We start from the raw sequence: 19,549 nt of genomic DNA, 5'->3' as shown, positions 1-19,549 counted from the left end.
GATGATCATCGTCGATGAAATCAAAGGACGGGCTCACGGCTCTCGCGTGGCTATCCGCGAAGGCGGGAATGATATTTCCTTCGACGCATTGTTTCACGCCGTCGCACAAGTAAGGAACCAGCTATTGGCCCATCCGGCCTTTCACCAGTCCGTCGTTCCACGTATCGGGGTGCGGTTTCCGAACGGACTTGGATACATCGTCGTGGCACTGGCCGTGCTGGAAACCAAGGCGTGTTTTGTACCCATTCCTGACGAGCTGACCGGATGCGAGAGGGAGCAGCTCATCGGGGAGACGGCACTTCACGGGGTGGTTTCCTGGGTCGAATCTGGAAATCCGGACAGCGTAATCGACCTGCCCCTGGGGCTTGGTCGGGCCGAGGTGAGGGGGTGTCAAAATCCAACATGTGGGTTCTCCGAGCAGGCATTCGATGCACTCAATCCGGCGTTTATCCGGTTCAGTTCGGGGACGACGGCAGCGTCCAAGGGGGTGATCCTTTCCCATGAATCGTTGCTGGCGAGAATCAGGTCGGCCAACGATGCACTCGGCATCCAGCCCGGGGATTGTGTGTTGTGGACCTTGCCGATGGCGCACCATTTTGCGGTATCGATAGTCTTGTATCTCTATTTCGGCGCGACCACGGTGATAGAGGCGTGCCATCAGCCAGACCAGATCTATCAGTCGGCGAAGAATGCGGGGGCCAACATCCTGTACGGCAGCCCGTTCCATTTTGCCCAGCTGGCACAGTGTGGAGAAGCCGGGTATCTCCCGTCTTTGAGGCTTGCTGTATCGACCGCGTCCGCGCTGAGTGACGGCGTGGCCGAGGCGTTTGAAAAGCGTTTTCAACTGCCACTGACACAGGCGCTGGGTATCATCGAGGTCGGTTTGCCGATCTTGAATCTCGAGCATGCCAAGGATATGCCGACAGCCTTGGGGCAGGTACTACCGGCCTATGAGTGGAAGATCCGCGACTATGAGCAGGACAAAGGGGTCGGGGAGCTGTTGCTGCGCGGGCCGGGGATGTTTGATGCCTATCTATCACCCTGGCAGACGAGGGCGGAAATCAGTGACGACGACTGGTTTGCCACAGGGGACCTTGTGGAGGAAGTGCTACCCGGCACGCTGATGATGCGTGGCCGTTGCAAAAGTGTGATCAATGTGGGCGGAATGAAGGTGTTTCCCGAGGAGATCGAAGCGGCGTTCAATGAGCACCCCTCGATACTGCGGAGTCGTGTTTTTGCGGCGCGTCATCCTACGCTTGGAGGGTTTCCCGTAGGGGAGTTTATCTGCAAGGAAGGCTGCTCCGTTCCCTCGATGCTTGAGCTTATCAAGTTTTGTGAGCCGCGTCTTGCTGCTTATAAAATTCCGCTGCAAATGAAAGCGGTGGATCACATCGACCTGACCCCAAGCGGCAAGGTGAAACGACACTAACAAGTTTATTTCCAGGTGTAGTCTTCCTTTTTGATGGAGAAGATGGATTCCGGTAGGGGTTTGTTCACCGTGGGGGTGAAAAATTCGGTCAGCGCGTGGGTGCCGTCGCGCTGCGACCACTCGATGCGTTCCAGGAAGGAGTTTTTCATGTTCACCTGGAGTGTCAGGTGGTTGATGGCGCGTTTGAGTTTGGACGACTTGGGGACGAGGACAATGACGTAACGTGTGCCGTCGTTTTTGACACCCGAGACATTGAAGGCCTCCATCATCGAGTCGAACGAGGCACCTTCCCCGATGCCGAGCATGATCAGCAGCGGTTTGACCTTGCGGTCGCTTGGGCTGAGGTCGACGGCGGTTTTTTTCTTTTCGTCGAGCAGGTAAACCCGTGTCCCGTCGTAGACCGCGGTGCTCGCCTTCGGGTCGCCGATTTGCCACCTGAACGACTTGCCGGGAATCAGCCAGAGCTGGCCGGTGTTGATGACCGGCTCCTTGAGTGCGGGCAGTTTTTTAGTCTGGCGCAAACGGACCTGGACCGACCGGTGCTTCGCCTGCCGGTCGAGTGCCTTTTTCAAAGGTTCGAGGTCATGTTGGGCACCGAACGCAGGGTAGAGGGCGAGCCAGAGCAGGGCGACGAGTATCCAGCGACGTTTGATCATGAGGGGTATCTACTCCAGCAGGTTGGGCCGATCAACCGCTAATCTGGATTGGAGAGGTGCTTCTACAAAAGGTCTGCTTCCGATCGGTGTTAGAAGATCATGCTTTAAAAATGGCGTAGGTTTGCCTTAACAGGTGCAAGGACTGCACCCACGAAGTCGGTTTGAAAATTTGATTTCTTAACCAGCGGATGAAGGTCACGCCCGTCTGCTTAAGCCTCTGCCAGTCTTTGTATAGCCTTGGCAACTCCCCTCCTAACTGGCTGGCTTCACTTTGCGCCTGCTCAAGACGCTTGTCCATCCGCTCGCGGTTTGTTGTGTTCTCGATTCCCTCTTCTTCCCTGATGGTTTCCTCAAAGCGTGTCAGCAGGTTGTGGCTCAGGGTGATGAAGAGGGCCTGCATCTCCCGCGCGGCCTCCGTGCTCCCCCATGCCTTTATCTCGCCAAGCTTGTTCTTGAACACATCGAAGATTTTCTCGATGTCCCAGCGCATGCGGTAGAGCTGGGCAATGAGTCCCGGCGGGAAGCTTGAGCTTGTCAGGTTGGTCAGCAATACCAGGTCGCGTCCGCTCTGCGGGCAGCGGTAGGTGATGCGCCGCAGCATGACTCCGCCGCCGTATCCTGCGAGTTCGTCGCTGATTACTCCGGCGTTAACCGGATCCGCGGTGTCAAACCCAAGGGGCATCGGACTCACCGGGCGCATGTTGTCTTTTTCAAGGCTCAGGAAGTAAATGCCGCCCGCTTGCTTCCACTTGAACCACTGGGCGAAATCGATTCCGGCCTTATCCCACACGTAGATGACCTTCCTTCCCTTTGGCGCGCCTTGGCGCAGGAGCTCTCTGTCGAGGGACTTGAGCAGGGTGATGTCGTGGTTTTTCTCGGTCTTCCTTGTCCGCCGTTTTTCTTTCTTGTTGCTCAGGGCGAGGTGATTACAGGTGAAGTTTCGCAGGTTCAGTGTGTAGAGGTGGCCTACGGCTGTTTTCCTTCCCTTGTAATCACGCTGGTCATGGGAGGCGGCGGCATGAAAGTGGCCGTCCCCCGCGAAAATCTCAAAATCATCAAGGGCCGCATGGCTTGCCGGGATGGGATGGATGGTTGCGCGGAGCGGTGGCGAGATACTCGTCGAGAAGGCTACGGAGGTGGCTGCGCCGACGCCTGCTCTTGAGGGCGTCAAAGAACTGGGCGGGGGTGAGCCCTGCTTCCCCGCCACTGGAATCAAAAAGACTCTGGAGAAAGGCGCGCCCGGAGGGCTCGTTGTCGAGAACGCGGAAGATGCCTGTATCGATCCAGTCGTGATCCCCGACCACCGGACAGCAACGCTGGTGTTCTGCTTTGTCGAGGATGCATGTTAGGGGTTGGCGGAAGCGGCGGTAAGTCTCGGATGTTATTGTTAGTAAATGGGCCATGAATAATTTTTTTGCGGGTCAGGACCCTGTAATCAAGCGGTAAATGCATTTATTTATCCTCTCGCGAGCTAACAGACGCAAAGTGAGCTTGAACGACCCAGCATGAATCAACCTCGGTGCTCGCAACACAGCTCGAACAAGACCCCGCCACGCTAATTTTTTACACCTAATATTCTAACACCGATCCTGCTTCCACAAAAGACCTGTCCCTATATAAAGAAAAGTTGACTTAACCCTGTTGTTTGCCAATATCTCTTCGCCATGAGACAGAAACGCTTCATTCCGCCGTCGGCCGAGACCTCCCCCTGCCTTTACCACTGCGTTTCCCGCGTCGTCGACCGGGACTTCAAGTTCGGCCCCAGGGAAAAGGGGGTGTTTGTAAAATTGATGCGTGCATACGAGGAGTTCTGCGGGGTTCAGGTGCTTGCCTATTGCGTGATGGGCAACCATTTCCATGTCCTTGTCGAGGTCCCTCCGAAGGTGAGGGATGCCGCTGTTTCGATGTCCGACGAGCTGTTCCTTGTGAAAATAAAAAAGCTCTACTCAAGGGCGTATTACCTGGATGTGAGGCAGATGCTGGAGCTCCTCCGCGAAGGGGGCTCGGACAAGGCCGCCGAGGAGCTCAAGGAGAAATACACACGCCGGATGCACGATCTATCCTTCTTTATGAAGGGGCTGAAACAACGCTTCACCCAGTGGTTCAACGGCCATCACGGACGCAGGGGAACCTTGTGGGAGGGGCGGTTCAAGAGTGTGCTGGTGGAGAGCGGGTATGCCGCCCGGGTGATGGCGGCCTACATCGATCTGAACCCGGTCAGGGCCGGCATGGTGGAGGAACCCGGGGACTACAAGTGGTGTTCCTACGGCGAGGCCGTCGGGTCGGAAAACAACGGCAAGGCGCGCGCCGGATTGTGCCGGGTGATGCAAAAACACACGGCGTCCCAGCAGCAGCGCGACGACACCGGGGTGGGGCTTCCTGATTGGCATGGCGAAGTGGCTGGGATGTATCGCGTGATGCTGTTCTCCGATGGTGAGGAGGTGTTTACCGATCAGAGGGAAACAGGCACCGGGCACAAGCGGGTGCGCAAGGGGTTTAAACGCAAACAGGTGGAACGCGTGTTGGCCGGGGGCGGCAAGCTGACGCTGGGCGAGACGCTGCGCTGCAAGGTCCGGCATCTGAGCGACGGCGTGACCTTCGGGAGTAAAAGCTTTGTCAACGAAGCCTTTGCCCAGGCGAGGGAGTGGTTCAGCGGAACCCGCAAGGACGGAGCCCGGCCGATACGGGGCGTCGGATGGCGGAAAAAGGAAACGCGGCTCTATTCGATGAGAAGCCTGCGCAAGGATGCCCTGGGCTGAGTGAGGGGTGAGGAGCCATGAGCACGTAAAGAACGGTATTGTCTGTTAGGTTGTCATCCCGCAACCCGCAGCATCTCTGCCTTCCATGCGAAGATATTGCCCGGAACATCATTGAGTTCGCCCAAACGCGCGTTTCAGGGTGTAATGGATTTTCACCTGCTTGGGGTCAACCAGATGGCGGTATTCCCGCAACACACATTTAATCTCCGGTGTTGCCGTCCTGCATTGCTTTCTCTAGGGTGACCGCGTGTCCGGAAAGCGATGGCTGACAATTTTACTTCTTGGGGTGATCCTTCTTTCGGGGGCTGGGTTGACGCGTCTACGTTTTGAGACGGATATTCTCGAGGTGTTACCGAAGAGTTTGCCATCGGTGAAGGCACTGCAGGATTTCCAGAAACACTTTGCGCAGGACAGGCAGGTGATTGTGCTTTTGCAATCGACTGATGAGGAAATCGAAGAGGAGGACGCAGGTGACCTGGCGGCGTATTTACGCGAGCGGTGGCCGGATGCGGAGGTCGCTTACAAGTCGGCTTTCGAGGAAGATCCCGGGCTCTTTGCCGAGTCGGTGGCAAGGATGTGGAGTTACGCACCGCCGGAGGATGTGGCGGCGCTGATGGCTCGGTTGGAAAATGAGGAGCATCTGAAAAAACACCTCGTCGAGGTAAAGGAGGATTTGCAGAACTCGTTTGACCAACAGCAGGCGACGATGTCGGCATACGACCCGATGGGGTTTCTTCAGCACCCCGGGTTACAATCGTTGCTGGACAGCGACATGGATTTCCAGAGCGACGATGGCAAGGCCCGGATCTTACTGGTCAGTCGGAAAAACGAATCGTCCATCGGTTACAAGGATGATGCGCTGTGGATTGAAACCATCAGGTCCGAGGTGGCTGGTTGGTTGGAGCGCGAGGAGTTTGACCTGGATTTTCAACTAACCGGTGGGCCGGTTTATAACGCGGAGATCGGGTCGGGGATGGAGCGCGATATGAGTGGCACGATCACGATGACAACGCTGCTGGTAGGCTTGTTGTTTTTACTGACACAGCGAAGTTTTTCCCAGCTGTTGGCGATCGGGGTGCTGTTGAGCCTGGCCTTTCTAATTACACTCGGGATGGGGGGGTGGATTTTTGGTGTTCTGAATCTGGTGAGTGTGGGTTTTGCCGCCATCCTGTTAGGTCTGGTGATCGACTATGCGGTGGTGATCATCCGTGAATCGTCCCACTCGGAGGGAGGGGCTGCCGGGCTGAGGAAAATGGTGGGGCCAAGTGTCCTGTGGGCAGCATTGACCACGGCCATTGTCTTTGGCGTGTTGATGATGAGCACCTTTACGGGCGTCAAACAGTTGGGGGGGCTGATCGTCATCGGGCTGATTGCCGGGGCGGGAGTGATGCTCGTTTTTGCTCCCTATTTCCTGGAAAAATTTCCTGCCGAGCCGGCGAGCAGGTTGATTAAACCATGGTTTCCATCGATAGGAAAAGTGAGCGTATTGTTAGCGGTGGTATTGATCGGGTCCGGGGTGCTGTTTCTAACCAAGGGGGCTCCCAGAGTGAACATGGACCTCAAAATGATCGAGCCGGAGTCGAGTGAGGCGGCGGCGGCATTTGAGCTTTTACAGAAGGAATTCTCTGCCTGGTCCGAGCAGAATGCGGTCATCCTGACCTCGGCTAAGTCACTCGATTTGGTGAGTCAGCAAGCGGCGGAGATGCAGGTCTCGCTGCAGGGGATGAAAAAAGACAACTCCATCGATGCCTACCAATGGCCCCATGATCTGGTTCCTAACCAAGAAAACTATCAGGTGAATGCAAGTCGTCTCAAGAAGCTGTCTGATTCACGTCACAGGTTACTTACAACGGCTGCAGGGGCTGGTTTTACAGACAAGGGACTGTCACTGAATCAGCAAATTCTAGAAGCATTGGGGCAAGTGCCGTCTAAGCCGGAGGCACTGGCCAAAGCGTGTGCGGACGATCCACTGATCGGCGCGTTTTTTGATATCGACGACCAGGGAGTGGCGTATTTTTCAGGCCGGATGAAGCTGGTGGGTGCGTTGACACCGGAGATGTTGGAATCCTTTACCGGGCTGGAGGAAAAGGGCGTTAGTGTCACGGGCTGGAGTATTTTACAGTCGATTCTCTTGCCGCATGTGAAGAGGGATTTTTATGTGATATTCATTCCCTCGGCCGGGATTTTGTTGCTGGCCTTGTTTATCGTGTTCCGTTCATGGAGGGAAACGCTGATTGCCATCATCGTGTTACTCACGGCGTTGGTGATGGTGAATGCGCTGGTGGTGCTCACAGGGCAGGCGTGGAACTTCCTCAGTGGCGTGGCCATCCCGCTGGTGGTGGGTGCGGGGATTGATTACAGCATTCACCTGATCTTTGCGTTGCGCCGACAGAATGGTGACTTTGCTGCTGTCTGGAACAGCGTCGGCAAGGCGATTTGTTTCTGTGGTCTGTCCACCGCGATTGGTTTTGGATCACTACTGTTTGCCTCGAACGAAGTGCTTAGAAGTATGGGCCTGTTGTGTAGTGTGGGGATCTTGTTGACGATGGCACTTAGCCTGTTCGTGATACCCGGATTATGGAGTTTCTGGCATGGGGGTCATCGTCGACGGCTCACGCTCGCTGGTGACAGGGCTGGTGAATAGATACCTGAATTCGAGTCGGACCCAGAGCCAGATTCCCTGGCGCATGAGTTTAAGGGTGCCATTGCCCGGGGTGAAGGCATTTTTGGTGATAAACGCATGGTGCAGGTTTTTGGCCCCGTATTTCCCCGCCTTGATCTTCTTCTTGGCGAGGGTGACGAGGCGGCGATTGTAGAAGCGCATGAAGCGTGCAAACACATGGCCGGCGAAACCTGAGTAGGGCATTTTGCCGAACTCCAGATCCTGGTCGTGGTAGACCAGCCTGACGGGGCCGATGAAATACGTGGAGATATCTAACAAAAATGCGACAAACATCAGTTCGGCGTCGCCTAGGTACCAGTATTTGTTTTTGTAGATGGCATCGAACCAGTAGAAATAGCTTTTGACGTATTCCTTGTTGCGCATCGGGATATCCTCCTTGATGCACTCACCCATGTAGTATTGGCGGATGAGGGTGTATGAGCCGTAAACGGTGTGTGAGCAGAAATCGAGACCCTGGCTGTAGAGTGGGTCCATGAAACCGCCGGCGTCCCCGACGATGGTCCAGCCGTCGCCTGCAATTTGCTCGCTGTAGTAGGGAAGGCCTTTGTAGTAGCGGTTGTCATTTTCAACCGCCACCGCATCCTTGAATATGACACGTCCCACCGGGTGTTTGAGGAGATGCTCTTTTAGGCGCTCGGACATACTGCCGTTTGCTGGTGGCGTGAATAGGCGTTCATCCCAGGTGAGGCCAGCGCTGACTTCGCCATTGTCGAGTGGGATGATCCAGCACCACCAGCCGAAGCCCATCAGGTGGTTGGTGGAAAAACCCCGCTGGGCTTTGACGCAGGGGCAGCGTCCGGGCATTTTTTCATGGGCTTCGGTGGAGTCGAGGTCGCAGATGTTTTTGAACCGGGTCCACATTGACGACACCGGGTGGGCGTCCGTGTTCATCTTCAGGGTATCGAGTTTCCGTGCCAAGATGGCAGCCTTGCCCGAGGCATCGACCACCCAACCGGCGGAAACCTGGTGGGTTCCGGAGTCGGCGGATTTATAACTCACGGTATTTTTCCCCACACCGCCGAGCTCGATGTTTTTGATGTTGGCGGGCCTGGCGACATCGCACCCTAACATTTCCGCTTCTTTCAGCAGGTAGGAATCCAGGGTAATGCGGTTGAGTTGGAATGTTGGGAGTCGGCCTTGATAGGCGGGGCCCACTTCCGTGGAGTCTCCGGGCATATCATCGTTTTCCTGATAAAACCACATGCGTAGACCGTGTTTGCCAACGTGTTTCAAGGACAAGTGAGCGCCCACCTTGAGCACCTGGGTGAGAAAACATGCCGAGACTTCGGAGGTGCTTTCGCCGACCTTGCGATCGAACTCCTCCGATTTCTCGACGATGAGAATTCTAAGATCAGGGAAGCGGCGTTTGAGTAAAATGGCCGAGGATGAACCCGAGAAGGCACCGCCGATGACGACGACATCATAGTCGGTGCTGCGGTCGATACCTTTTGCGACAGGGCCGGGCTTTTGTTTGCAGCACATGTTGCCGTCCATTTTACCGGACCCCTTTTCGAGTGTTTGCATGGTTGATCTTATTTATTTTTTCCTTTAGTGATAGGTGCAGACCACCGCTCATCTCTCCGGGGCATCCTTAGGAAATTATGGCACAAGATCAAGACACTAATCACTCGCGTTTCGGGGTGTTCGGGGATTTTCCCACCAGGGCGATGATGTGGGTGATTGGAGCTACGCCGCGGATGCCGTATTTCATCGAAGCCTCGTTGCTCTACTTTTTCACCTTTGTGGTATTTGTGTTAGCCAGGCAGCAGAGGGAGTCGATCAGAGCCAACCTGAAGGTGGTGTATGACGACCTTTCGTTGGCAGAAGGCTATGTCGGGGTATTTCTTGTCTTCAGGAATTTTGGCTGGGCGTATATCGACAGCATCCGTGTCCGTCTTGGGCAGGATGTGGTGACGTGGGAAATTGATGGCCAGGAGATTTTTGAGAAAGTGAGGGGTCAACAAGGAGCGGCCATATTGTTTACCACGCACACGGGGAACTATGATTTGGCGGGCGCTTTGTTTGCCAAGCAGTTTGAGCGGGTATTGCACACCGTGCGTGTTCCGGAGCGGTCCGTCCACCTGAGGAAGATCCGCGAGCAGGAATTGAGCGGGGACATGGATAACTGTTCCTGTTTCAAGGTGCATTATAATACCGAGGACAACCTGCTAGGCATTGAGCTGGCGCGCTTGCTGGCAGAGGGCGAGTTACTGGCGATACAATGTGACCGGGTGATTGGTGATGTGGTGCAGCTTGATGTGCCGATGGTCGACCGGGATGTGACGTTCCGTATCCCCAAAGGCCCGATGAGTCTGGCGCGTATCGCCCGATGTCCGTGTTACCCCTTGTTTGTTGTCCGGGACCGTTACCGGCACTATCGGGTGATTTTCGAACCAGCCCTGGTGCCATTGTCCGGTGCCAGGAAGCGAAAGCCGGACGAGATGGATTATGCCAGGGCGTGGGTCGAGCGGTTGCGTGCCTTTTTGGGGAAACACGGGCGGGAGTGGTTTGTATTTGAAGACGCTTTCACCTCGCCGGAAAAATGATTGTGGGTAACTGGATCAGGTTAGGGGTGTTGATACTGATCAATGCCCTGGCGTTAGGCTTGGTGATCGGTGGGTGTGTTTTCCCGGGTATTGCCCTGCATGTGGCGTGTGTGGTTTGGCTGTTGTTGGGGACGCTTAATCCGCGGTCGAAATGGTTTGGTGCCATCCAAACACGGACCGGGAACAAAAAAATATGGCTTACCTTTGATGACGGGCCTGATGTGGGGGCGACGCCGCAGGTTCTCGCGTTGTTGCAAGAGCGTGGTGTCAGGGCGACGTTTTTTGTGGTTGGTGAAAAAGCCAGGAAGCATCCGGAGCTGGTCCGCCGGATGCAGGCGGGCGGACATCAGATTGGTAATCATACCTGGAGTCACCCACAGGGGACATTCTGGTGTGCCGGGCCGTGGCGCACCTACCGGGAAATTGTGCGATGCCAGGAAGAGGTCGAAGACATTCTCGGTGTGGCCCCGGAGGTTTTCAGGGCACCTGTCGGGCATCACAACGTGTTCGTGCACGCCGTGCTACGCCGTTTCGGACTCAAGTTGATCGGCTGGAGTTCGCGTGGATTCGACGGCGTTTCCCACGATGCTGATGAGGTGATCGGTCGTATCAAGAAATCGATGGGTCCGGGTGGCATTGTGTTAGTGCACGATGACTCGGATATCGCGCTCGATGTGGCCACGGCCGTGATCGATCATGCGGAAGCAAACGGGTGGTCGTTTATCGATCCTGGCCAGCCCTCCGGCAGGTAGCGACGATGAGGTAGTTGTTGAAGGGGGTATTACCCCAGAACGGACGGACCTCGACCTCGAAGCCTTCATTTTCAAGAACCGACTGGAAGAATTGTGCGGTCGGGTAATGCGTGGGGGCGGCTTTCATCCAGAAAGTGCACTTGGCGAGCATGTCGCCTAACCAGGTGATGAAAAACCGTATATTCCTCTCCTTCAGTCCGCTTCTGATGATCAGTTTACCTCCGGTGCAGACCTTCTTGGCGGCGATGCGGAGCAGGCTTTCCTGTTGGTTTTCATGAAAAAACTGGAGGATGTCCAGGATGGTGACATCGCCGTGGTGCTCCGGGAGATCCACCCGTGCGTCCCCTTGGGACATGGTGATGTTTTCATAACCACCGGTCTTGACGAGTAGCAGGCCTTGCTCGATTTTGCGTTGGTCGTAATCGAATCCGACCACGGGGTTCTGCCAGCCGCACTCGCGCAGGTAGAGGGCGTGGATGCCGAGGCCGCAGCCGATGTCGAGCAGTGGGTTGTTGCTGTCCTTCAGCTCCTGATAGACACCGCCGTAGAGTGGGTCCGAGAGGATTTTTGACCGTATGTACTGTCGGTTCCACCTCCCTTGGCAAAGCGATGAGATGCGTTTTGCAATGGTCGCTGGGTTTAGCGGGTCACTCATGGTTTATTGGTGGGCTTCCTTCAGCGGGTTACCTCCCCTGAGCGCCCGAACGAGCAGCAGCGGGGAGCGCAGGACGAAGCCAAAAAAGAGACGGAAATACATCCAGGTGAGTAGAATATTGTCCCTGACGTATTTGAACTGGCTGATGCCACCCTCCTCGGTTGTTAGGTAGCGGCAGGGGGTGGGCAGGTTGATGACCGGGACACCTTTCCAGCAGAGGCGCACGGCGCATTCGGGATCGAAGTCAAAGCGACGGGCCCCGAAGGTGGAGGCAAAGACTTTTCTGAGTGGAGCGAGCGGGTAGAGGCGCATGCCGAATAGCGAGTCGTGAATACCCCACCACATGGTCGTGAAATTGGCCCACCAGTTGGAGATTTTCCGTCCTTTGAGCCGGATGGATGGGGCTGAGTCATCGAAGACAGGATCGCCAAGCACCAATGCCCCGGGGTATTTTTCGCCCAGTGCCATGAACTGCTTGATCGAGTCGGCCGGATGCTGACCATCGGCATCCATCGAGAGTGCGTGGGTGAACCCCTCGGCCAGCGCCAGGTTGACACCTGAAAGGACAGCGGCACCCTTGCCTTGGTTCCGGGGGAGGCGGTGCACCCTGAGTCGGTGGCCATCAGGTGTGGCGACGGATTCCAAATCATCATCGCTCCCATCCGTGCTGCCATCGATAATGACAAACACGTCCTGCCACGCGCCCAGGGCTTCGGTCACCGTCTTCCTGAGAAGAGGGCCGGTGTTGTAAGAGGGAATCATGACGCAGGCTTTCATACGCAACCCCATTCATGACCTTCTATGGGTGTTTAAAGCAACCAATAAACAGAAAAAAGCCTACTTTACCGACTCGTCCGACTTATGGGCAGAGCCCTTCCACGGGTCCATGGTATCGACATAGCTGCCGAAATACCCCTGGAGGCGATTGGAAAACTCGTGGGTGCCCTCGTTGTTTTCAAACCTCTGGATCTCCCCCACCTTGACCTTGACCATGATCGGGCACGGCGGCATTTTCCAGATCGGCCAACCCTTCTGCATGTAGCGGCTGTTCATGAAGATAAAGACGGGCAGGATCGGGCATTGGGCGTTTTTAGCCAGCAGAGCCAGGCCGTGGCGGAAGGGATTGCAGGGCGCGTTTTCGGGTCTGGTCCTGGTGCCTTCGGGAAACATGAGCAGCCGGCCTTTCCGGTCGAGATGCTCGGTCGCCTTACGCACCATGGTCAAGGTGGGCAGGTTGGGGACAAATCCCGAGAACCGGGCGCCCGAGCGCAGGATCAGGTTGTTGAGGAGCTCCACCTTCATGATGCAACTCACGTAGATAAACCGCTGGATGAGTAAGGGGGCGTCCCAGAGTGAGGGGTGGTTGCTGGCAATGATCAGGGGGCCCTCCATATCGACGTAGGGGTCTAACTCTGTGTCGTCGATCTTCACCACGCGCAGCCAGAGCAGGCCTTTGAAAAACCCGACAAACAGGTTGCCGAGAAACATATTCCCAAGCCGGGCATGTTTCACCGGGTTAAGAAACGGGTGGGTAAGTAGGCTGGTGACAAACAGGATGACCGCCCCCGTCACCCAGTAGACCAGGGTGAATACCGCCGCGGGGATAAATACACAATAGGAGAGCCACTTGGGATAGAGGTCTTCATCCAATTGGCCGGCGTCTGAGGTTCTATGGCCTTCGTTGCGCGTTGCGATCACCAGTGGCAAATTAACACCAATTCCTTGTGAGGACGATGTTTTTTTGACACATAAGTTGTTTGGAAAATGTCTAGCAGCTGTGGTTGGCCGGGTATTTTGAGTTTGTGATGTGGTGTTTGCGCTGCTTTAATCGTGGGTCTCGTAGTGAGCCTTTCCCTTTTCCTCCTTTTCCTATTAGATCATGTCCAGCCACCCAGAACTTGAATTGTTGCCTCACGGGCCGGAGTTTCGTTTTGTCCAGCAACTGAGTTCGCTGGAGCCCGGGGTTTCGGCGTCGGGCACCTATGAGATCTCCGGCGACGAGGCGTTTCTCAAAGGTCACTTCCCCGGTCATCCGATCTGGCCGGGTGTGGTGATGGTGGAAGCGATCGCCCAGCTCGGGGGGGTCGTTGCACAGTCGGACCCGGCGCAGGAAAAACTCGATGACATGCGCCTAACGGCCATAAAAAACGCCAAGATCCTCGGCACAGCGGAGCCTGGGGCGACCCTGACGATCTCCGCCAGGGTGGAAGGCCGCATGGGCCCGTTGATCCAGGTGTCGGGCAGCGTATCCGACGGAGACAACTGCCTTGCCAAAGCCGTTGTGATGCTCAGCGGGTCGCGGGCGGGGGTTAATGCATAAGCTCCCAGTGCCGCGGCACTTCCCAGCTCTCCAGCCTTTCATAGACCATGTGCTTGATCGGTTTGAGGTCGTGGTCCGACATCAGCCTGAGTTTGACGGACACTTCCTCGAAGCGTTCGTAATCCCGGCTGCGGGTGCTGGTCACCTCGGCATCGATCACGCCCGGCGTGGCCAGGCAGACACGTTTGATTTTGTCAGGACTGACCTTCCGGCCCGCCACGTTGATCGCTTGACCAACATGGTCATGCCAAAACAGCTGGTCTCCATCCACCTGGCCGAGATCCATGGTCTGGTAGTGTGATCGGCTGAATTCGTCGGCTGAGAGGAGCGAGTCAGAACCCATTGCCCGGGCATTGGTTTTTACCAGAATCCGGCCATCGTCGGAGGTGGTGACCTCCACGCCATCCAGTATTTTTCCGACCAGCATTCCGTCGGTTCTCGGAGTGCCGGATGTGTCATAGGCGACGGCACCGGTTTCGGTCGTGCCGTAAAAATTATGGAGTTTGATGCCTGTATCATTCCAGAGCCCTAGTTCGAGAGCGGATGACAGGGGTGCCCCTGCCGATAGGGCAAGGTGGATCGACCCGCCGTCGAGCGCCTTGGTGAGCCACCAGGTCTTCCACAAGGCTGGAACGCCGGGCAGGAAGAAGCGACCCTTCTTTTCCAGGGCTTGCTGGATAAAAACGGGTAAAGGCGAGGTCAGGACATCGACGGGGATGCCCTCCAGCAGCAGAGGTAGTGCCAGGCAGCCGAAACCATACGAGTGTGCCAACGAAATGGCGGCAATACCGCGGACGGAGGGGTCCAGCTCCAGTCCGTGGCGGTTTCTGCGGCCCTCGGCGAGCAGTTCATGTTCGCCAAAAAACAGACTGCGTTCCACGCCGGATGCACCGCAGGTTTGTTTGATGAGTGCCGTGCCGGTGGGGATTTCCGTGTGTATCGGCATGGGGTGCGTGTGATAGGACTCGAGGATCAGCACGGGGAGATTCTTTTTCCAGGCAGCCAGGATGGTTGGGAAAAAATCGAGGCTGTCACCATGGGCGGTGGCATACCCGGTCGATGGGATGGTCAGCTCGCGGGCACGCTGGTCGAGCTCGGAAAATGTCCACCCTCCGGGTAAATCAGGGTGCCGGAGAGCGATCTCCCCGGAGCATCCGCTCACAATCTCCGACCAGCATTCATACAGCATTTGACTTCTAGCTAGCATCTTCTATAACCCTTGCCAAGAGTTGGTAGTGATTCTTTTGCCAGCAGCCGTCGCAATTTTCACCTGAGCACCCATGTCCCCCCCACCCGATCAGGCCCCCGTGAAGCAACGTGTATTTGTGACCGGCATGGGGATGGTTTCCCCGATGGGAAATAAGGCACAGGCACATGTCGACTCGATGAGGGCGGGGCAGACGCACTTCAGGCCGATAGATTTTTTTGACGTTTCACGTCAGCGGGTGCAGACGGCGGGGGTGGCCGAACTCCCCGGATACAGCGCCGGCTACGCCATCAGCGAGCGGATTTACAACCGGCTCGACCGGGGTAGCCAGCTACTGCTCTACGCCACGGAAAAAGCGATAGAGGACGCCGGGATGGCGGCTGCAAGCGATCTCCCCCATGGCGTGCCCTATGTCATTGGCACATCCGCTGCGGCGATGCCGCTGGGTGAGGATTACTTTAAAGCGGAAACCACCGAGCCGTTCAGCAGAAGGGGACAGCTCACCCGGATTGAGCACTATCAGCCGCAGAAGTCGATGGGTTCGATCCAGCAGGCGCTCGGGTTCCGCGGGCAGACACAGATTGTTTCCAACGCCTGTGCGTCCGGGGCGAATGCCATTGGTCATGCGTTTCATCTGGTGAAGTCCGGCCAGCACCAGGTCGCCCTTGCCGGCGGCTATGACGCGCTCGCGCAGATGGTCTTTGCCGGTTTTGACGCCCTGCAGGCACTGAGTGAATCCGGTATTCCGAGGCCGTTTGACGCCCAGCGCGATGGCTTGGCGATCGGTGAAGGCGCGGCTGTACTGGTCCTGGAATCCGAGGCATCGATGCGTGCCCGTGGTGCCTCCCCGGTCGCAGAGGTTTGCGGGTATGGCATGGCCACCGACCTGCATCATCTGACCCAGCCGCATCCCGGGGGGAAGGCGGCGGTGAAATCGATGTCCGCCGCTTGTCGGGACGCCGGGATCGTGCCATCGGAAATCCAATACATCAATTCCCACGGCACCGGCACGCCGCTCAACGACGTCGCCGAGGCGAATGCCATTGTCGAGTGGGCCGGCGACCATGCCAGCCACATCATGGTGAGCTCCACCAAGTCGGCGATGGGCCACTTGTTAGGTGGTGCGGGGGCGATTGAATCAGTGGTCTGCCTGCTGGCCTTGCGCGAGCAGTTTGTCCCTGCCAGTCTGAATATCCGCGAAGTCGACCCCGCGTGCCGGTTTGACCTGGTCCGGGAGCCCCGTGACACAGCGGTCGATACCGTTCTAACCAATTCCTTTGGCTTTGGCGGCTGTAACGCGACCCTTATTTTCCGAAAACCGTGAATATGACACCCCCGACATCAACTGCAACCGACCCGCTTTATGTTCATGGATACGGCTGTGTGTCCGCGGCGGGTATCGGTGCCGCCGCCACCTACCAGGCGTGTATGGAGGGGTTTGCCATACCCTTGGAAAAACGCGAACGTGTCGTGGGAGGGGAGAGCATCGTGTCGGAAGTCCGCCCGGTCGACGCCCTCGCACTGCGTGCGGCCATGCCGAAGCATCCCCGGCTCCGGCGTGCGAGCCAGGTCAGTAAATTTGCCATCACCGCCGCTTACGAGGCGCTGGGGGCCGAACGCGTCGAACGTATCCAGAACCAGGAACTCCGACTTGGCATCGTGCTGATGTTTATCAACGGCTGCGTCAATTACTCGAACCGCTTCTACGCCGAAGTGCTCGCCGACCCCTCGCTGGCAAGCCCGATCATATTCCCCGAAACGGTTTACAATGCCCCGGCAAGCCACGTCGCCGGTTTCCTCAAGTCCGAGGGCCCCGCCTACACCCTGATCAGCGACTCGGCGGGCTGGTTTTCATCGGTCAAAATTGCCCGCGACTGGTTGGACGCCGGTCAGGTCGATGGTTGTCTGGTGATCTGTGCGGAAGAGCTCGACTGGTTGGTCACCGAGGCGTTTGCGCTCTATTCCGGCAGCCTTCATGGGACCGAGGGTGCGGCTGCTGTCTATCTGGAAAAAGGAACCCCTGGAGATGGTCCTGGGATCCAGCTCAAGAGCATGATAGGCTCCTGCGACTACACCAACACGGCTGAACGGCGCGAGGCGCTTCGCTCCGTATGGGCGATTCATCGCGAAGCCCCCGGCGCCTTGTTGGTGGATGGACTGACGGGTGTCGGTCGGATCGACCGTGACGAGCAGGAGGTATTGGCAGCGTGGTCGGGAAAACGGGTGAGTCCGGCGGCGATCTTGGGTTTTGGTGGTGGCGCGGCCTGCGGTTTCAAGACGGTCGTTGCCCTGGAAGCACTGAAAAACGGATATGACTCCTCGCTGGTAATGGCGGGCGGGACCAACCAGCATGCGTTTTCAGCCCACTTCGTGAAAAGTCAGCCTTCCCGTTAGCCCCCTCCACTTTATGAACAAACGTATTTCCTGCCTGCTTGTCACTGGAGCCAATGGTGGCCTGGGGCTCGCGATCGCCCGCTATTTCCTGACCAGGGACACGCATTGTTACGTCTACCTCGGTGTCCGCGCCAACAGGGACCAGGCGGTGGCGCTCAGCGCAGAGTTCGAGGGCCGTTGTTCCGTAATCACTCTGGACGTAACGGACCAACAAGGATGGCGGGATGCCCTGGCATCGATCGAGGCCGATGGCCGCGTGGTCAACGTGCTGGTCAACAACGCCGGCCACCACAACGACCACCTGATGGCCATGATGCCGCGCGAGGCGTGGGATGGTGTGATCGACTCGAACCTGAATGCCGTTTTTCTCGGCTCCCAGGCGGTCATACGCGGGATGATGCAGCAGCGGTTTGGCCGGATTATCAACATCGCCTCCCTGAGTGCGATCATGGCACCGATGGGGCAGACGAACTACGCGGCGGCCAAGGCCGGTGTGGTGGCGATGACACAGAGCCTGGCCAAGGAGGTCGCCCGTATGGGGATCACTGTCAACGCCATCTGCCCGGGATATGTGCAAACCAGCGCACTTGACCACATGGATGCAGAGCAGGCCAAGGCGATTAAAAAGACCATTCCCATGCGCCGATTCGGTAGGCCTGAGGAGGTTGCCAGTGCTGTTTTTTTCCTTGCCAATGAAGAGTCGGGCTATATCACAGGCGCGTCGCTGAAAATTGACGGCGGTATTTTTTAACGCTTATTCACTATTCAAATGCCCGATCTTACCGAACTCCTGTCCAAGGTGAAAGAAGTCCTCGTCGATGAACTGATGCTCGATGTTACGGTGGATGAAATTGGTGATGCCACCCCTCTGATGGGGCCTGACAGCCTGGGCCTCGACTCCGTGGATGCCCTCCAACTGGTGGTTGCCATCGAAAAACACTTCGGTCTGAAGATCTCCGATGCGGAAGCCGCCAAAGGCATCCTCAAGTCGCCCCAAACCATCGCCCAAGCTGTCGACGCATCGGGTGGTTCCGCCAAAGCCTGATCGGGCTCCCTTTTACCTCTCCCACATTGTCTTCATGTGGCCTCCGAGCCAAGGTGTGGTGATTCCATTGCAAAATGATCGCAAAAACCCACCTCAAAGTCGCAGCTCTTTTTCTGCTGAAATTACTGGGGACCGGAGTTTTTCTCTACTGGGCACTCTCCCGGATTGATGACCAGCGGGTGCTGGTGGATCATTTTAGGAACGCGCTCAAATCCCCCTTCTGGGTGAGTGCCGGAATTGGGTTCGGGGGTGTCAGCGTCATCGCCTGGGCGCTGAGGTGGTATTACCTGCTGAAAGCCCAGTCGCTTGATGTGACCTTCCCGTTTGTGGTCAGGATGACCCTGATCGCCGCGTTGTTTAACATCGTCTCGGTAGGTGGGGCGGCGGGAAATGCGGCGAGGATGATCGGGGTGATGCGCCGCAACCCCGGTAAAAAACTCATCATCACCCTGACGGTGCTGATGGACCACCTGGTGGGATTTGTCGCCACCGGCATGATTTTCCTCACCTTCGCCTGGGGGGCGGGGGGGATGCATCAGGCGGGTAACCCGGCGCTGAAAAACCTACTGGTCGCCGCCACCGTTTTTGAACTCGGAGGCGTGGTTTTTATCGTGTTGTTTTTTGTCATTTGTTCGGAAAGCATCCTCGGCCGCTTTCGCAGGAAATATCCAGTGCTTGCCAGGCGCGAGCACCTGGCGTCGTTCACCGAGTGCTTGAACCTGTACCGGTCGCGGTGGCAGCAGACGATCCAGTCACTCGCCGTGTCGATCATGCTCTCGGTGACCTTTTTCATGGCGTTTTATGCCGCCCTGAGGACGGTGCAGGAACAAGTGGAAGTGACAACGGTCCTCACGGTAATGCCGCTCGTTGATATTGCCAGCTCCATGCCCATATCGATTTCCGGACTCGGTGTCAGGGAGAAAACCTTCGAGTATCTGGTCAGTGAAATTGCAGGGGTCAAAGCCGAGGCCGCGGTGTCGGCCTCCTTGATAGGTTTCCTGTTTCACGTCTTCTGGGGGCTCGTCGGTGGCGCGGTGTTGATCTTCAACCGGTCCAATTTTAGTTCCCCTGATCAAGAAAACCCGTCATCCTCGCCTGAGTAA

General features: G+C 56.8%; 19 protein-coding genes. 11 read left to right on the top strand and 8 right to left on the bottom strand.

Annotation, left to right across the window (positions count from 1 at the left end; translation table 11 throughout):
• Nucleotide 1: 1 nt before the first annotated feature.
• Nucleotides 2-1,429 (top strand): acyl--CoA ligase, encoded by a 1,428-nt coding sequence (locus H7A51_17050; GenBank protein ID MCP5537927.1) that lies wholly within the window; start codon nucleotides 2-4, stop codon nucleotides 1,427-1,429.
• Nucleotides 1,430-1,434: 5 nt separating this feature from the next.
• Here the strand turns inward: H7A51_17050 and H7A51_17045 are convergent, their stop codons facing one another.
• The 3 genes from H7A51_17045 to H7A51_17035 all read right to left on the bottom strand — a co-directional run bounded on the left by H7A51_17045 (nucleotide 1,435) and on the right by H7A51_17035 (nucleotide 3,488).
• A complete protein-coding gene (locus tag H7A51_17045) occupies nucleotides 1,435-2,085 on the bottom strand; it encodes an outer membrane lipoprotein carrier protein LolA (protein ID MCP5537926.1) in 651 nt (216 codons plus the stop codon).
• Nucleotides 2,086-2,182: 97 nt separating this feature from the next.
• Nucleotides 2,183-3,256: a transposase gene (locus H7A51_17040; protein ID MCP5537925.1), complete on the bottom strand. Its 1,074-nt coding sequence runs from the start codon at nucleotides 3,254-3,256 to the stop codon at nucleotides 2,183-2,185.
• A complete protein-coding gene (locus H7A51_17035; GenBank protein ID MCP5537924.1) occupies nucleotides 3,141-3,488 on the bottom strand; it encodes a hypothetical protein in 348 nt (115 codons plus the stop codon). The genes H7A51_17040 and H7A51_17035 overlap by 116 nt, the downstream gene beginning before the upstream one ends.
• 261 nt (nucleotides 3,489-3,749) lie before the next feature.
• Here H7A51_17035 and H7A51_17030 point away from each other — a divergent pair, with 261 nt between their 5' ends.
• Together H7A51_17030 and H7A51_17025 are read left to right on the top strand one after the other, a co-directional pair.
• Nucleotides 3,750-4,844 carry a transposase gene (locus H7A51_17030; protein ID MCP5537923.1) on the top strand — a complete coding sequence of 365 codons (1,095 nt, stop codon included), beginning with the start codon at nucleotides 3,750-3,752 and terminating at the stop codon, nucleotides 4,842-4,844.
• Between the two features lie 310 nt (nucleotides 4,845-5,154).
• Complete coding sequence (locus H7A51_17025) at nucleotides 5,155-7,488, top strand: MMPL family transporter (GenBank protein ID MCP5537922.1); 2,334 nt, start codon at nucleotides 5,155-5,157, stop codon at nucleotides 7,486-7,488.
• Here the strand turns inward: H7A51_17025 and H7A51_17020 are convergent.
• The gene (locus H7A51_17020) at nucleotides 7,420-9,051 is read right to left on the bottom strand and encodes an NAD(P)/FAD-dependent oxidoreductase (GenBank protein MCP5537921.1); all 1,632 of its coding nucleotides are present in this window, start codon (nucleotides 9,049-9,051) and stop codon (nucleotides 7,420-7,422) included. The genes H7A51_17025 and H7A51_17020 overlap by 69 nt on opposite strands.
• A 77-nt stretch (nucleotides 9,052-9,128) precedes the next feature.
• Between H7A51_17020 and H7A51_17015 the strand changes: the two genes are divergently transcribed.
• Together H7A51_17015 and H7A51_17010 are read left to right on the top strand one after the other, a co-directional pair.
• Complete coding sequence (locus H7A51_17015) at nucleotides 9,129-10,073, top strand: hypothetical protein (protein ID MCP5537920.1); 945 nt, start codon at nucleotides 9,129-9,131, stop codon at nucleotides 10,071-10,073.
• On the top strand, nucleotides 10,070-10,825 hold the full coding sequence (locus H7A51_17010; GenBank protein MCP5537919.1) for a polysaccharide deacetylase family protein: 756 nt from the start codon (nucleotides 10,070-10,072) through the stop codon (nucleotides 10,823-10,825). The genes H7A51_17015 and H7A51_17010 overlap by 4 nt, the downstream gene beginning before the upstream one ends.
• On the opposite strand, the gene H7A51_17005 is transcribed toward H7A51_17010, so the two are convergent.
• From H7A51_17005 to H7A51_16995, 3 genes are read right to left on the bottom strand one after another with little or no spacing between them, the layout of a single operon-like run.
• Nucleotides 10,794-11,480 (bottom strand): methyltransferase domain-containing protein, encoded by a 687-nt coding sequence (locus H7A51_17005; protein ID MCP5537918.1) that lies wholly within the window; start codon nucleotides 11,478-11,480, stop codon nucleotides 10,794-10,796. The two genes, H7A51_17010 and H7A51_17005, sit on opposite strands and share 32 nt — an antisense overlap.
• Nucleotides 11,481-11,483: 3 nt before the next feature.
• On the bottom strand, nucleotides 11,484-12,269 hold the full coding sequence (locus tag H7A51_17000; protein MCP5537917.1) for a glycosyltransferase family 2 protein: 786 nt from the start codon (nucleotides 12,267-12,269) through the stop codon (nucleotides 11,484-11,486).
• A 48-nt stretch (nucleotides 12,270-12,317) separates the two neighbouring features.
• Nucleotides 12,318-13,178: a 1-acyl-sn-glycerol-3-phosphate acyltransferase gene (locus H7A51_16995; GenBank protein ID MCP5537916.1), complete on the bottom strand. Its 861-nt coding sequence runs from the start codon at nucleotides 13,176-13,178 to the stop codon at nucleotides 12,318-12,320.
• Nucleotides 13,179-13,359: 181 nt separating this feature from the next.
• On the opposite strand from H7A51_16995, the gene H7A51_16990 reads away from it, so the two are divergent.
• A complete protein-coding gene (locus H7A51_16990) occupies nucleotides 13,360-13,800 on the top strand; it encodes a beta-hydroxyacyl-ACP dehydratase (GenBank protein ID MCP5537915.1) in 441 nt (146 codons plus the stop codon).
• On the opposite strand, the gene H7A51_16985 is transcribed toward H7A51_16990, so the two are convergent.
• Nucleotides 13,790-14,962, bottom strand: a complete 1,173-nt coding sequence (locus H7A51_16985) for an AMP-binding protein (GenBank protein MCP5537914.1) — start codon at nucleotides 14,960-14,962, stop codon at nucleotides 13,790-13,792. The two genes, H7A51_16990 and H7A51_16985, sit on opposite strands and share 11 nt — an antisense overlap.
• A gap of 118 nt (nucleotides 14,963-15,080) precedes the next feature.
• Between H7A51_16985 and H7A51_16980 the strand changes: the two genes are divergently transcribed.
• From H7A51_16980 to H7A51_16960, 5 genes are all read left to right on the top strand, one after another.
• The gene (locus H7A51_16980; GenBank protein ID MCP5537913.1) at nucleotides 15,081-16,331 is read left to right on the top strand and encodes a beta-ketoacyl-[acyl-carrier-protein] synthase family protein; all 1,251 of its coding nucleotides are present in this window, start codon (nucleotides 15,081-15,083) and stop codon (nucleotides 16,329-16,331) included.
• Nucleotides 16,328-17,401 carry a hypothetical protein gene (locus H7A51_16975; GenBank protein MCP5537912.1) on the top strand — a complete coding sequence of 358 codons (1,074 nt, stop codon included), beginning with the start codon at nucleotides 16,328-16,330 and terminating at the stop codon, nucleotides 17,399-17,401. The genes H7A51_16980 and H7A51_16975 overlap by 4 nt, the downstream gene beginning before the upstream one ends.
• A gap of 13 nt (nucleotides 17,402-17,414) precedes the next feature.
• Nucleotides 17,415-18,152 (top strand): SDR family oxidoreductase, encoded by a 738-nt coding sequence (locus tag H7A51_16970; GenBank protein ID MCP5537911.1) that lies wholly within the window; start codon nucleotides 17,415-17,417, stop codon nucleotides 18,150-18,152.
• A gap of 18 nt (nucleotides 18,153-18,170) precedes the next feature.
• Entirely contained in the window at nucleotides 18,171-18,446 is a 276-nt protein-coding gene (locus tag H7A51_16965) for an acyl carrier protein (protein MCP5537910.1), read from the top strand.
• 74 nt (nucleotides 18,447-18,520) lie between these two features.
• Nucleotides 18,521-19,549 carry a flippase-like domain-containing protein gene (locus tag H7A51_16960; GenBank protein MCP5537909.1) on the top strand — a complete coding sequence of 343 codons (1,029 nt, stop codon included), beginning with the start codon at nucleotides 18,521-18,523 and terminating at the stop codon, nucleotides 19,547-19,549.

The sequence above is a fragment of the Akkermansiaceae bacterium genome, assembly GCA_024233115.1.
Lineage (GTDB): Bacteria > Verrucomicrobiota > Verrucomicrobiia > Verrucomicrobiales > Akkermansiaceae > Oceaniferula.
Note: the sequence above shows the minus strand (reverse complement) of the source record. Positions and strands in the feature narration are given on the sequence as shown.

Coding starts and splice junctions, on each gene's coding strand:
- H7A51_16965 (MCP5537910.1), top strand. CDS start 18,171: ATGCCCGATCTTACCGAACTCCTGTCCAAGGTGAAAGAAGTCCTCGTC.
- H7A51_17050 (MCP5537927.1), top strand. CDS start 2: ATGATCATCGTCGATGAAATCAAAGGACGGGCTCACGGCTCTCGCGTG.
- H7A51_16990 (MCP5537915.1), top strand. CDS start 13,360: ATGTCCAGCCACCCAGAACTTGAATTGTTGCCTCACGGGCCGGAGTTT.
- H7A51_17045 (MCP5537926.1), bottom strand. CDS start 2,085: ATGATCAAACGTCGCTGGATACTCGTCGCCCTGCTCTGGCTCGCCCTC.
- H7A51_17005 (MCP5537918.1), bottom strand. CDS start 11,480: ATGAGTGACCCGCTAAACCCAGCGACCATTGCAAAACGCATCTCATCG.
- H7A51_16960 (MCP5537909.1), top strand. CDS start 18,521: ATGATCGCAAAAACCCACCTCAAAGTCGCAGCTCTTTTTCTGCTGAAA.
- H7A51_17015 (MCP5537920.1), top strand. CDS start 9,129: ATGGCACAAGATCAAGACACTAATCACTCGCGTTTCGGGGTGTTCGGG.
- H7A51_17020 (MCP5537921.1), bottom strand. CDS start 9,051: ATGCAAACACTCGAAAAGGGGTCCGGTAAAATGGACGGCAACATGTGC.
- H7A51_17030 (MCP5537923.1), top strand. CDS start 3,750: ATGAGACAGAAACGCTTCATTCCGCCGTCGGCCGAGACCTCCCCCTGC.
- H7A51_16970 (MCP5537911.1), top strand. CDS start 17,415: ATGAACAAACGTATTTCCTGCCTGCTTGTCACTGGAGCCAATGGTGGC.
- H7A51_17035 (MCP5537924.1), bottom strand. CDS start 3,488: ATGGCCCATTTACTAACAATAACATCCGAGACTTACCGCCGCTTCCGC.
- H7A51_17000 (MCP5537917.1), bottom strand. CDS start 12,269: ATGGGGTTGCGTATGAAAGCCTGCGTCATGATTCCCTCTTACAACACC.
- H7A51_16980 (MCP5537913.1), top strand. CDS start 15,081: ATGTCCCCCCCACCCGATCAGGCCCCCGTGAAGCAACGTGTATTTGTG.
- H7A51_17010 (MCP5537919.1), top strand. CDS start 10,070: ATGATTGTGGGTAACTGGATCAGGTTAGGGGTGTTGATACTGATCAAT.